Source organism: Picosynechococcus sp. PCC 7002, assembly GCF_963860125.1.
Classification (GTDB): Bacteria; Cyanobacteriota; Cyanobacteriia; order Cyanobacteriales; family MRBY01; genus MRBY01.
In genome coordinates, this window is the sequence record NZ_CAWLFA010000001.1 from 1,922,364 (window position 1) to 1,935,856 (window position 13,493).

The window sequence follows — 13,493 nt, forward strand, 5'->3', positions numbered from 1 at the left end:
TTGGGGGTTCCGTGCGGAACCCTTTTTTCATGGCTCCCTTAATTTTTTTTTAGTGGCGATAGGCTTTGAGGACACCCGGCTCTGTTTGGATCGGTAAAACCGCCAGGGTATCGCTTTGGGCACAGTAACGAATATCGATTTCATTGTCTAAGCGCAGGAGACGCTGGCCGTGGCTTGCGAGCTTGAAGAGGCCAAATAAATCTTGCTGCCACTGTTGGTAAAGGGAAATTGCCCCAATCACTTCGTCATTCCCTAACTGGTCACTGTCCCCATTCCACAGGGACTTGGCGATCGCCCCAGCACAGACGGTATCTTCGAGGGAATAATCCCCCTGCCAACCGGAACCAACGAACCAAACGGTGTCTGGCTGTTCTGTCTGGAGAAACTTCACCACGCTCTGGCGATTCACTTGGGCTGCGGTAATCACTGTGGGTGCTTGCTCAACGCGCTTGAGGGCCCTCGTGCCGTTGGTGGTTGTTAAGAAGAGGCGCTTCCCAGCCACCATTTCTGGAGTACAACTGCGGGGAGAATTGCCAAGCTCACAGCCTTCTACCTGTTGCCCGCCCCGTTCCCCAGCCCGGAGAAAGGGGGTTTGCTGCCAAGTTTCACTAAATTGAAACAGTTCATCGAGGTCAGCAAAGGTTTGCACTGCTTCTGCTCCAGCGTGGAGCGCCGTAGCGATGGTTGTGGTGGCCCGCAGTACGTCAATAACCACAGCACAATCGGGGAGTTGATCCGTTGGCGTCGCCTCAGGCGTGTGATACACAAAAAGTTTCACGCAATAAAATCCTTCCTAACAATCCAGTCTAGATTCCAAAATACCTGATTTGGCGATCGCCCCGGACAAAACCTTCATGAGGTTAAGGGTTCTGACCAAGGCTGCCAAACAGCAAGGATCAACCCAGGCTAGTCGAGAAAAAATCCCAGATTATTTAAACAAGTTAAGCACGGCAGTCCGCACAAAGTCCCTTAACGGTTACTTCATAGCTCTCGGCGGTAACTTGCGTCGCAAACTGACCCAAATCAAAACAGCTAAAGGCTTGCCAAGGCAGATCTTGGATGGCCCCGCAGTCTCGACAGACGAAATGGTGGTGCGGATTAACATTGGCGTCATACCGAGTCACGCCTTCATCCAAGAGCACCTCTCGCACAAGATTCACTTCCCGCAAGACCGTCAGGGCACTGTAAACACTGGCCTTAGAAGCAATGGGTAAATCCGCATTCACATCCTCTAGGATCTGTTCTACCGTGGGATGATCCTGCCGACCGAGTAGATTGGCATAAACCGCAAACCGCTGGGGCGTGATGCGCAACCCCTCTTGCTTCATCGTGTTACGAATTTCTGTGGCACTAAAGGCTTGGGACATGGTTTTGGAGGAAGAACAGACGACAAGGAAATAATGGGGGCTATTCTGACGAATGGGCCAAGGTGAAATCAAGGCTTGTTCGTTGCAAAATCAACGATAAAAGCAATTCTTAAGAATTTTTTCGGATTACGGATAAGAAAAAAATATAGGTTAATAGTTCTTTAATGATCTTAGCACCTTAAATTAAGCTTTACGCCTATCTAGGAGAAAGTTCTATCTTATACTTTTCCCTAAGTAAGAATGAATCCAATCAGATCGAAAACGAATTGACGGCATTCTTTGGTCTCATTATTTGGCTTTGATGACATTTAACGGGCTAAATCTCTCCCTCCGGTGATTTCCCTTGGGGCCAAGGGTGGGCAAACAGCACTTGAGTATTTATACTTAAAAACAAGCAAAATCCATATTTCTTCGTTGCATATTTTGCTAGTGGAGCTGTCAAACCATGGAACTCAAAAAAGAAATTCAAGAAATCGGGATCATTTCGGGGTTAGCGTTATTGGTGTCTAGTTTTTTTACAGCCCTCGTCTGCCTGTAACGATTCATTAGGAGTTACTGATTCCCCATCGCTGCCAATCAAGCAGCAAGCAGTTGAAGGAGCATCGAGCTTCGCAGTATTCTGGATGTCTGTTATATCAAGACTCTATAGAAATTTTTATGCTTAAATATCGACGCTTGCTCCAGGGGGCGATCGCCTTTTTAACGGCGGTGCTGGTGATTGCCTGTAATGCCCCATCTCCTCCTACGGATGCCGGTAATAATAATGGCAATCTGGCAGAAATTCCTCTGGGAGTCGCCGTCGCCCAGACCAGTAATGTTGCCCTGTTTGGCCAAGAGCAGATCCTCGGCACCCAGATTGCGGAAACCTACTTCAACGAAAACGGCGGGATCAACGGTAAACCCCTAAAGATCATTCTCCAGGATGTGGCCGCCGATGAGCAGGGCGCCATCAACGCCTTTAATACCCTGATCAACCAAGATAAAGTGGTCGGTATCGTTGGCCCGACCCTTTCCCAACAAGCCTTTGCCGCTGATCCGATCGCCGACCGTGCTCAAGTTCCCGTCCTTGGCCCTTCCAATACCGCCGAAGGGGTTCCGCAGATTGGTGCATTTATTGGCCGAGTTTCTGCCCCTGTCTCGGTGGTTGCTCCCAATGCCGTGGCCCAAGCCCTCAAGCTCAACCCAGAACTACAGCGCGTTGCGGTTTTCTTCGCCCAAAATGATGCCTTTAGTAAATCAGAGACAGAAACCTTCCAGGCAGCTGTGCAAGATTTTGGCCTGGAATTAGTCACGGTACAAAGGTTTCAAACGACCGACACTGATTTTCAAGCCCAGGTGACTGCCGCACTCAATGTTCAACCAGATCTAGTGATTATTTCGGGGTTAGCAGCCGATGCGGGCAACCTGGTGAAGCAACTGCGAGAATTAGGTTACAACGGCATTATTGTTGGGGGGAACGGCTTAAATACTTCTAATATTTTCCCCGTCTGCCAAGCAAAATGTGATGGGGTGTTGGTGGCCCAAGCCTACAGTGCCGAGTTAGATAATGAGATTAACCGCGCGTTTCGGGACGCCTATTTTCAACAAAACCAAAAAGAGCCGCCCCAATTTAGTGCCCAGGCTTTTACGGCGATCCAAGTTTTTGTTGAAGCCCTCAGCAGCCTCGATGAAAAAACGCCCTTAGAAACTCTTGCTCTACCGGACTTGCGACGACAACTGCGGGACGAAATTTTTGCAGGTACCTACGTCACGCCTTTGGGTGAAATTTCCTTCACAGAGGAAGGGGAAATTGTCCAGAAGGAATTTTTTGTGGCCCAAATTGAAATGGATGAATCGGGTCAACAGGGGCGTTTCGCCTTCATTGAAACGAACTAAAGTCAAACCTAGGCCTGTGTTTAAAAGGGGGAATCAGTTTTGTCTTTGGAATTTACTGACTCCCCTCTGGACATCTCCCTCAAGGGAGAATGGGGGGTTAGCCCCGGAGTTGATCGAGGACGCTGCGGTCTTCGAGGGTGGAGGTGTCGCCCACAATTTCCTGACCTGCGGCTAGGTTTCGCAACAAACGCCGCATGATCTTCCCAGAACGGGTTTTGGGCATTACATCGGCAAAACGGATTTCTCCCGGACGGGCGATCGCCCCAATTTCTTTCACCACATGGGCCTTGAGTTCCGTTACGAGATCGTCGCTCGGACTGTAGGTGCCCTCAAGGGTGACAAAGGCAAACACCTCTTCCCCCTTAACCGGATCTGGCTTTCCAACCACGGCTGCTTCGGCGACGGCAGGGTGGGAAACGAGGGCCGATTCCACTTCCATGGTGCCGAGGCGATGGCCCGAAACATTTAAGACATCATCGACGCGACCCATAATCCAAAAATAGCCATCTTGGTCACGGCGTGCCCCGTCACCTGCGAAATAAAGGTATTGTCCATCTTTCGGGGCGATGTGCTCCCAATAGGTAGACCGGAAGCGTTCGGGATTGCCGTAAACAGTACGCATCATCCCAGGCCAGGGTTGTTTCACTACCAGGTAGCCGCCTTCGTTGTCACCAACGGAATTTCCATCAAGGTCAACGACATCCGCCACAATCCCCGGAAAAGGACGAGTTGCCGAGCCGGGTTTTGTGGGAGTTGCACCGGGTAAAGGCGTAATCATCACACCACCGGTTTCCGTTTGCCACCATGTATCAACAATGGGACAACGTTCGCCACCAATGACCCGGTGGTACCACATCCAAGCTTCTGGGTTAATCGGTTCACCCACGGTTCCTAAGAGGCGCAGGGAACTCATGTCATATTTATTGGGGATGCCTTCACCCATTTTGATAAAGGCCCGAATCGCTGTGGGTGCCGTATAGAAAATGGTGACACCATATTTTTGAATAATTTCCCAATAGCAACCGGGATTAGACGGACGGGGTGCGCCTTCATACATTAAGACCGTTGCCCCGTTAGATAGAGGGCCATAGGTAATGTAACTGTGGCCGGTGATCCAACCCACATCAGCACCACACCAATACACGTCATCATCTTTGAGATCAAAGATCCACTTGGTCGTTATATGGGTGTAGAGATTATAACCGCCCGTAGTGTGGACAACGCCCTTGGGTTTACCCGTGGTGCCGCTGGTATAGAGGATGAAGAGCATATCTTCGGCATCCATCGGCTCGGCGGGACAGTCAGCGGAGACTTCTTTTTGCAAATCATGCCACCAGTGATCCCGCCCGGCTTCCATGTGGACAGGCTCTTTGGTGCGTTGAACGACCAAAACATTCTCAACGCTGGGGGCATGGTGATCGGCGATCGCCGCATCTACTTGATCCTTGAGGGGTACCGCTTTATCTTTGCGGAAGCCCCCGTCGGCGGTGATCACCAGTTTGGCTTCAGCGTCTTCGAGGCGACTGCGGAGGGCTTCGGCACTAAAGCCACCAAATATCACCGTATGGGGCGCACCAATGCGGGCACAGGCGAGGAGGGCAACGACGGCTTCCGGGATCATTGGCATATAAATCCCGACGCGATCGCCTTTTTTGACGCCCAACTTTTTCATCGCATTGGCAAACTGGCAGACCTCGTGGTGTAGCTGGGCATAGGTGAGGGTACGGGAGTCACCGGGTTCCCCTTCCCAGATGAGGGCGGCTTTATTTTTGCGCCAGGTTTTGAGATGACGGTCGAGGCAATTGTAGGAAATGTTAATTTTCCCGTTGACAAACCATTTGGCGAAGGGCGGTTGCCAATCGAGCACCTTGTCCCATTTCTCAAACCATTCCAATTCCTGTTCGGCGAGTTCCCCCCAAAAGCCTTCGGGGTCATTTTTCGCCCGGTCGTAGAGGGCTTGGTACTGGTCTAAGCTCTTGATCTGGGCCTCGGCAGCAAAGTCTGGTGCAGGCGAAAAAAGGCGCTGCTCCTGGAGGATGGATTCAATGTTTTGTTCGGACATAATAGGGTTATTATCGTGGGATTTATTTCACCCCATTGTCCCCCAAGTCCGCCCCATCAGGGGGTCTCGTGCTTAAGCCGTAATGGTTTGCAAGATTTTTGCGCTCAAGTTGATCGAATGTATGCCCCGGATATGACCTAGGGAGATTCTTCTAAAGCGAGCAGGGTTTGCCAAGTGGCGATCGCCTCAGGGAACCATAACCAACTTTGTTCGAGGCGGCGGGGGTTGAGCTGGGAACGATCGAGATCTAGGGCGATCGCCCGGAGTTTTTCGGCTTTCCCTACAAGAATTTCCTGGTCAACGTCGGTGGGTTGCCTTTGGGCCAAATCGTACATACTAATCGCCAGGCCCGCATAAATCTCCGCCTGGAGGGCTGGGGGGAAATCCTGGGTCGTTGCCGCCGCTAAGGCTTCATACCAACGATCATTGGCGGCTTCGTAATCTGCATTGAGGTAATGGACAAAACCCAGGGCCATCAAAATTTCGGGGTCGTTGGGCTGTTGGGCTAGGGCCATGTCCCAATTGTCTTGCACCGTGGCGATCGCCGTTGCTTGGGTTGGCGATGGTGGGACGGCAGCCAAAGTTGTTTGCCAGATATAGCGCCCCCGCAAAAAAGCAATGGTTTCATTCTCCGGGGCGATCGCCGGATCAAACAGTAATGGTTGCACCGCACCAAAGGCTTGGCGATCGAGGAGTTCAGCGAGGATCATCTCAGCGTTACCCCAATTGTCTTGGTCAATATCTGCCTGGGCCAACTGCACCAAGTCTGCATCAGTGAGCTTTTCTAATTCCTTTTCTGTCAGGCGCATGATCCCCTCCGTGGTGGTCGGCGTTACAGAGAGATTTTGTAAATGTCGGCCCAGTAGAATGCCCCCCAGGGTGAGCATGATGATCAAACCCAATCCTAGGAGGTTACGGGGAAAAGCCAATAGGGAGCGCCAGGAGGGAATCAAGAGCATTCCCCGATGATCATTCTCAGTATCCGTCTCCGTCTCGGACGGTTCGGGCATATTCGCAAAAATATCTTGGATAAAAGCAACATCCTCTTCGGGTTCTGTCTCCCCCAACCAAGACAAATCAACCGCTGTATCTAAATTTTCAGAATTGTCGGCACCAATGGCCCTGTCCCGTTGCCGAGAAAAGTGGACTGTGTAATTTTGCGGTTCGATAAACATCGCCTCCCATGGCAGAAACCACAAAATCCCATCCGGTAAGCCCAAATAAACGTGAATGGGAAGATTATCCACTTTGGCGATCGCCACCATGTCCTGCCAATGCTCGTAAATCTCTCCCGTGAAAAGGGCCGTAAACAGCATTTTCCCCCAAGTCTCTAGGGGGTAATTGGCCCAGGTTGCCAGCCAAGCTTCCGGTTGCCAAGTGACCACTGCCACGATGGGTTCCGCACCAGGGGCGATCGCCGAACTCAAACGCAATTGATACTGGTCATGACCCAGGGCCAAGATAGACAATTGAAAATCGTGGAGCATAAAAAATCTGTCGTGTCCAGGGAGATGCTGTTACCTTGATCGTAAGCGAGTCTGAATTGTTTCTCGATCAAATTTTTGGGACAATGATGTAATTCGCGACCGCCTTGAACGACCACAGCTATCCCAGTGCTCAACCCAATTCCTGCAACTTCGCCACCAAATCCGCCTGGCCAATTACATAAACCCCCCGAATTTTTTTGTGGGAGACAGCTAACTGGGCACGGGTAAACACCAACAGCGGCGTAACAAAACTAAGCTTTTTTTTGTCGCGTACCTGGAGCGCCTGTTTCATCACGATTTGCAAAAAATCTTTCTTGAAGCCATAGATCGTGCGCCCCATGCGGCGATGGAGCCGATGATCCTGGAAAATCACCGTGCCTTTATGGGATTTGACATCAATGACATAGGTTTTTTGCTGGGGCGAAAAGCAAATCACATCGGCATCCCCCAGGCCATCATCAAGGCGCATCCCATATTCAAAAGACCACCCCTGGGGCTCTAGTTCCTGGAGAATTTTGGCGACATTTTCCTCGGCTTTGGCCCCCTGAACGGCACGGTTTGCGGCTTGCCAAAGATCTAAACCCCGGAAAATAAAACCCATTGCCCCAAAGGCGGCGATCGCCACAATGACGATCGCCGCAATAAACCCCAGACCAATCGCCAAGACCGGAAACATGAACACCACCAAGACCGGGAGTCCTCCCGCCGCCAAGAAAGCCCGCCAGGACTGGAGGCGACGTCTAAAGGCTAAGCGACGTACATTTTGACCCGCTGTTCTAGGGGAAGAGGCAACCATAACTAGCCCAGATAAAAGTTAATCCATCAATAATCCACCAAACATCCAACCCAAAAGTCGTTATCCTAAAGCTGGAATTTAGTTTTCTTTCTATTGCCCATTATTCTGTCGTAAGTTCCATGGAAAAACCCGCCCAAACTCAATATCCAATTCACCCCCTACTGCGTCAACGGTTTAGTACGGTCATCTTTGATGGCGATCGCCCCGTCGAAGCAGAAAAAATTGGGAGCTTATTAGAAGCCGCCCGGTGGGCTTCCTCTTGTTTTAATGAACAGCCTTGGCGGTTTTTGATGGCCACAAAAGCTGATGCTGCTGCCTATGGCAAAATGTTGGACTGCCTGATGGAAACAAACCAGACCTGGGCAAAAAACGCATACATTCTGATGATTTCTGTCGGAAAACAGCGATTTACCCGCAATGATAACCCGAATCCCTACGGAATGTATGATGTGGGCCAAGCCTTGACCAGTTTAACGATCCAAGCTGAAGCCCTCGGTCTGCGGGTACACCAAATGGGCGGTTTCGATAAAGACAAAGCCCGTGACCGCTACAAAATTCCCGCTGGCTTTGAACCGGCCGCTGCCGTGGCCATTGGCTATCCGGGTGATATTACTAAAGCCCCAGAAGCCCTCCAAGAACGGGAACAGAGCCCCCGTAGCCGCAAACCCTTCGCGGAAATTGTCTTTACTGGAACTTGGGAAAATCCCTATTTCTAAAAATTAAACAAGGGCACAACCAAAGCAAAAAGCACCCCTAAACCCACAATGATTTCTAGGGATTTCAGTAACAAGCTCTGTCGCTGCTGAAATCCCTGTAACCAGTTTTTGGGGCGATCGCCTTCCCGTTGCCCCAGACTAACCATCGAAATTAATAGGGGCACACCTCCAACTTTAATGCCCAAAAGTAAGTGCAGAGCCAGCGCCCCAAACATGACCACCCAGGCCAACAGATGACCAAGGTAGGCGAAATGATTGAGTTCTCTTGCCGGTAGCCATTCTTCCTTCATCATCCGGCCTGTAATGACGGCTAAGGTTCCCGCCAGCAGCATGCCTGTATTAATCAGTCGATGGGCCGAAACCCACCAAATCGGTTTTCCCAGTTGCTTTAATTGCGTCAGGGAATTCGGCTGCAACAAACGGTGATCGCCCAGACGAAAACTGTACACCGCAAAGAACGGTAGCAATAAAAAGAATGTTAAGGCGATCGTCCCATGGATGCCCTGCATCGCTTCGAGCCGTGGCAGACCCAAACGGCCCCAGCGACCATCATAAATGTCGTAAACCCAAAACCCCGTATCTAAAGCCAGCAATACCAAAATCGCCGTTAGGCCATGGAGCAAGCGCAATAAAATAGGTTGATATGGTTTAGATTGTGCCATGGCTCCACAATGTCTTTTAGGTTGCTAATATTTGCTCAATTTTACGCAAAAAAGCAACCCATTTCCCTAAGACATTACCGTAACGCAGACTTTGGCAGCGGCAGAGACCCAGGATAACGGATCACCTCCCGCTGACGAGTCTTATCTCCGTTGGGATCGGCCAACAAAACATTACGAATGAAACGGGCGGCAATGCGCTGTAAAAGTCCCTCAGCGATTTTCTGACCTAATTGTTGCGTTTCCGGCTTAATGAGCACTTTAGGAATTAAAGGCAAAATAAACATCGGGTCAAAATCAGGGGTTTCCTGGAGGATGCGCCAAATATTTTGAATGTGCACCAGGTTCGCCCGGTCTTCTGCACTCATCCCCCTAGTCTGGTTGTGGGTTGGCTTTTGACCCAATTGCTCTTGTACCAAACTGGTAATGTTTTGGAAGGTATTACGTCCGAGGATATCCACCGATTGAATAATTTCTTCGGCAAGGCGCTCCCGGATAAATTCACCCCGTTCTGAAAAGATATAGTCAATGGCTTGATTAACCGCCCCTTTAAGATCGTAGTCGGTAGAATCCTTCGCATTGTTCAGCAAATTTTCGAGGCGATTCCAGCGAAAACTGCCTTCTTTAAACAATAAATCCTTCAGAGAATGACGTAATTCCGGAGAATTATCGGTCAACAAGCGTTTTGCAACATAGGGATAAGCTTTACTCAAGACTTTAAATTCTGGATCAACACCAATGGCAATCCCTTCGAGGGTCACCATCGAACGAATAATCAAAGCGTAGTAGGCAGGCACCTTAAACGGAAATTCGTACATAATGCCCGACATTTGATCCGTGATGCTCTTAAAATTAAGTTCCGCAACACTAGCTCCCAAAGCATTATTAAAAACGGTGCTTAGGGCAGGTACAATGGGCGCAAGATCAGTATCTGGCTTGAGAAAATCTAATTTGACATAGTCATGGGCCAGGGCTTCAAAATCGCGGTTAACTAGGTGCACCACAGCTTCGATTAACCCATAACGTTGGTAGGGTTCGATCATGCTCATCATGCCAAAGTCTAGATAAGCGAGGCGACCATCATCGAGGGCTAAAAGATTACCGGGGTGGGGATCAGCATGGAAAAATCCAAACTCTAGGAGTTGGCGCAGGGAACATTCCACCCCGACTTCGACTAAATGGGTGGCATCAATCCCTTTGGCAGCGACTTCTTTGAGGTTAGTTAGCTTCGTCCCATCGAGCCACTCCATGGTGAGGACGCGCTTACCGGTATATTTCCAATAAATTTTTGGCACATAGATTTCTGCCATGCCGCCGTAGAGTTTTTTGAATTTCTCTGCGTTACGTCCTTCCTGGGCATAGTTCATTTCTTCGAAAATACGCGCCGCAAATTCGTCGGTAATGCCAATTAGGTCGGAGCGGACTTGTTTGACATTATTTTGAAGCCAGCGGGCAATGCGCCGCATGATAAAAATATCGAGGTTGATGCGCTGTTGCAGGTCAGGGCGCTGAACTTTTACGGCAACTTTTTCGCCGGTTTTGAGGCGAGCTTGATAGACTTGGCCGAGGGAGGCGGCAGCAAGGGGATGATCTGAGATCTCGGCGTAGATTTTTTCGGGGGGTTGTCCTAATTCTTCTTCAATGAAGCGAAAGGCAATTTCATTCGGAAAGGAAGGGAGTTGATCCTGAAGACTGGTTAGTTCCGTCAGATAGACGGGAGGGACGAGGTCAGGACGGGTAGAGAGGGCTTGGCCAATTTTGATGTAGGTGGGGCCTAATTTCGTCAGAATCGCCTTGAGGTGATCGGCTTGTTTCTGTTGGGCTTTAGGATTGTTGTTGTTTCCAGTGGCCTTAGCCCACCAAATTCTGAGTAGCAGGCCACTAAAGCTGGAAATAATGGTGAGGAGGCGTCCCAGAACAGCAAAGGGACGATTGCGGTATTTGGCTTCGATCGCCTCTGGATTGTAACGCCACAGCTCGGACTCCTGGGCGGGCTGTTCGATAACCGAATTGACCGGGGTCGCGGGGGTACGGGTCTGGTATGGCATAGTTTATCCGATGCGATCGCCTACAGTTGAATGGGTTGCATTGTAAATGATTGTAACAAATGTTTCTGGGTTACTCATCTACGGGAACTGCAGACGATCAAAGCAGCGGGAGGTGCTTAATTGGAGATGGCACCAGACGAGCGGGCGCTGAGGGGGGCTTGTTTGCCTGGAGTTTCACTAAGGCGCTGGTTCTGGAGAATATTGACTGCCTTGAGAAACTGGGGATCAGCACTCGTCCCGATCAAACTCGGATCGAGACGCAGTTGCGTGAACTGTTCATTATCTAGTTCTACGGTAATGTCAGGACTAACCCCATTCATATTGATACTCATGCCACTGGGGGGATAGTACCGGGAGATTGTGACTGCCAGGCCCGCACCGTTGGATAATTCATGGACTGATTGGACGGTGCCCTTGCCGTAGGTGCGAGTCCCCACCAGGGTTGCCCGTTGGTTGTCCTTGAGGGCCGCCGCTAAGATTTCGCTGGCACTGGCAGAGTTTTCATCCACAAGCACGACGAGGGGTAAATCGGTAATCGCTGTTTGGTTGGCGCTAAATTGGCGATCGCCCCCTTTGCGATCCACTGTGCGAACGATTGCTCCTTCTTCCATCCACATCCGGGCAATATCAACGCTGGAGTAGAGTAAGCCCCCAGGATTTCCCCGGAGATCCAGTACAAAACCCGTAACCGTTTCCGCCTTTAGATCCTGGATCGCGTTATACATTTGCTCAGCGGCATGGGAACTAAACTCATCAAGGCGAATGTAGCCAACTTTTTCGTCCCCGATGGTTTGTACCCCGTAGTTCACCGTGGCCAATTCAATTTTTGCTCGCGTAATCGCAAGATCTAGGGAAGACTGGTCGCGGCGACGAATTTTTAAATTCACTTCAGTCCCTTCTAGGCCCCGAATCAGTTCCGAAGACTGCTCTAGGCTCAAAAGAGCGGTCACCTGACCATCGATCTGCATAATCTGATCTTCTGCTTGGACTCCCGCCGCCTCTGCCGGAGAATCCGGGAGGACATCGACCACCGTCAAGATCCCAGTTTCTGCATTAATTTCCATGCGGATGCCAATGCCAGATAGTTCGCCGGTGGTTTGGCTGGTTAGGGTTTCAAACTCCTCTGGATCAAGGAATCGCGTGTAGGGGTCTCCCAAGGTTCTGAGGGCACCACGAATTTGACGATAGGCCGTGTCATAGGTATCGTAGTTCTGGCTTAATAAATCTTCGCGGAGTTTTAGCCAAGATTCCGGCTCAAAATTTTTGGCAACGGATTCTGTGTAGACGATCTGCCACATTTCATCAACGATGGCTTTCGGACTATCTTCCATCGCGGCGATCGCCGGACGAGACAAACTGGGCACAGTCAACAAAACTAAAACAGATAACGTTCTCAGGGCACCCTTTACAAAAGTATCTGGGCAACGAGGCAAAGACAGAGCAATCTTTTTCATGGAGATCTGAAAGCGAAGAAAAAAGGGGGGAGGAATGGCGCAAATCACCCCATTGGGACAGGTCAAAGTCAACAATCTACTTTCCTTCTGACTTCCCCACCGGAAAAACGGTTGGAAAAAGCCCCCTGGAAACCCCTGGGCTTGACCCTAAAAACGCTGTGGGCGAGAAACTTGCAAGTCTCGAACGCTTTTAGATCAGCTTAAAGGGGAGATTGACTCGACCGAATCTTGTGCGGTTGCCCTCCATTGTAATCAATTCAGTTTTGCTTTTATCGGGTACGACAGCACATTCTTACAAAGGGCTTAACGGGTCGCTGAAGCCATGGGACATCTGTATTCTAATTACTCCACCAATTAGCCCCAATTTTCAGCAATTATGCTGGGGTGGTGATCTGCTATTCCACAGAAGCCGAGGTGATTCTGTTACTATCTGCCGCTGAGCATCTTAGGGATCAAGAGATACCGCGTTGCCACCCCGACTAATGAATCTGCGGAGAAGCTAGATCTCCGTAATAAATCTATGCAATGTAGGGCAAGAATGGTGCTTTTGCTTTAAGATAGGCGAGATTTTTCGTCCCATGGGTAAACAACTGTAAAAATCAAGAAATTTATATTATTTTTGCCCTTAAATCGTTGTATCTCCGATTTTTTCTCGCTACCATTGGACTTGAGTTATAAGTGCTCGATCAACCATCTGTAATCTTAACTGGCTGCTGCTAGTGAAAGCTCAAGCGACCTATGGAAATACAATTAATTAATATCGGTTTCGGTAATATTGTCTCTGCCAATCGTGTCATTGCGATTGTGAGTCCTGAGTCTGCACCGATCAAACGGATCATTAGCGATGCGCGCGATCGCGGCCAATTAATTGATGCCACCTATGGTAGACGTACCCGAGCAGTGATTATTACAGATTCCAGCCATGTGGTACTATCAGCGATCCAACCAGAGACAGTGGCCCATCGCTTTGTTGTGCAAAAAGATCCCGCCATGGCGATGACCAAAGTTTAACGGTTGAGTTATCATCTC

11 protein-coding genes are annotated in these 13,493 nt (G+C 49.9%); 3 read left to right on the forward strand and 8 right to left on the reverse strand.

Translation table 11 applies throughout. The features are described 5' to 3' along the window. Positions 1-49: 49 nt before the first annotated feature. On the reverse strand, positions 50-778 hold the full coding sequence (locus AACQ84_RS09335) for a 2-phosphosulfolactate phosphatase family protein (protein ID WP_012307446.1): 729 nt from the start codon (positions 776-778) through the stop codon (positions 50-52). 163 nt (positions 779-941) lie between these two features. Further along, positions 942-1,367, reverse strand: coding sequence for a Fur family transcriptional regulator (locus tag AACQ84_RS09340; protein ID WP_030006386.1), 426 nt, complete (start codon positions 1,365-1,367; stop codon positions 942-944). 657 nt (positions 1,368-2,024) lie between these two features. Between AACQ84_RS09340 and AACQ84_RS09345 the strand changes: the two genes are divergently transcribed. After that, positions 2,025-3,242, forward strand: coding sequence for an ABC transporter substrate-binding protein (locus AACQ84_RS09345; protein WP_041443542.1), 1,218 nt, complete (start codon positions 2,025-2,027; stop codon positions 3,240-3,242). A gap of 97 nt (positions 3,243-3,339) precedes the next feature. Here AACQ84_RS09345 and acs read toward each other — a convergent pair whose 3' ends face one another. From acs to AACQ84_RS09360, 3 genes are all read right to left on the reverse strand, one after another. Beyond that, complete coding sequence (gene acs, locus AACQ84_RS09350) at positions 3,340-5,304, reverse strand: acetate--CoA ligase (RefSeq protein ID WP_012307449.1); 1,965 nt, start codon at positions 5,302-5,304, stop codon at positions 3,340-3,342. A gap of 137 nt (positions 5,305-5,441) precedes the next feature. Beyond that, complete coding sequence (locus AACQ84_RS09355; protein ID WP_012307450.1) at positions 5,442-6,791, reverse strand: hypothetical protein; 1,350 nt, start codon at positions 6,789-6,791, stop codon at positions 5,442-5,444. A 130-nt stretch (positions 6,792-6,921) separates the two neighbouring features. Then, positions 6,922-7,587, reverse strand: a complete 666-nt coding sequence (locus tag AACQ84_RS09360; RefSeq protein ID WP_012307451.1) for a nuclease-related domain-containing protein — start codon at positions 7,585-7,587, stop codon at positions 6,922-6,924. A 119-nt stretch (positions 7,588-7,706) separates the two neighbouring features. Between AACQ84_RS09360 and AACQ84_RS09365 the strand changes: the two genes are divergently transcribed. Next, positions 7,707-8,303, forward strand: a complete 597-nt coding sequence (locus AACQ84_RS09365) for a nitroreductase family protein (protein WP_012307452.1) — start codon at positions 7,707-7,709, stop codon at positions 8,301-8,303. Here the strand turns inward: AACQ84_RS09365 and AACQ84_RS09370 are convergent. From AACQ84_RS09370 to AACQ84_RS09380, 3 genes are all read right to left on the reverse strand, one after another. Further along, positions 8,300-8,965 carry a cytochrome b/b6 domain-containing protein gene (locus tag AACQ84_RS09370; RefSeq protein ID WP_012307453.1) on the reverse strand — a complete coding sequence of 222 codons (666 nt, stop codon included), beginning with the start codon at positions 8,963-8,965 and terminating at the stop codon, positions 8,300-8,302. The genes AACQ84_RS09365 and AACQ84_RS09370 overlap by 4 nt on opposite strands. Before the next feature lie 74 nt (positions 8,966-9,039). Continuing rightward, positions 9,040-11,010, reverse strand: a complete 1,971-nt coding sequence (locus AACQ84_RS09375; RefSeq protein ID WP_012307454.1) for an ABC1 kinase family protein — start codon at positions 11,008-11,010, stop codon at positions 9,040-9,042. Positions 11,011-11,126: 116 nt separating this feature from the next. After that, positions 11,127-12,464, reverse strand: a complete 1,338-nt coding sequence (locus AACQ84_RS09380) for a S41 family peptidase (RefSeq protein WP_049761732.1) — start codon at positions 12,462-12,464, stop codon at positions 11,127-11,129. Between the two features lie 738 nt (positions 12,465-13,202). On the opposite strand from AACQ84_RS09380, the gene remA reads away from it, so the two are divergent. After that, entirely contained in the window at positions 13,203-13,475 is a 273-nt protein-coding gene (gene remA / locus AACQ84_RS09385; RefSeq protein ID WP_012307456.1) for an extracellular matrix/biofilm regulator RemA, read from the forward strand. The last annotated feature ends 18 nt before the right edge of the window (positions 13,476-13,493 follow it).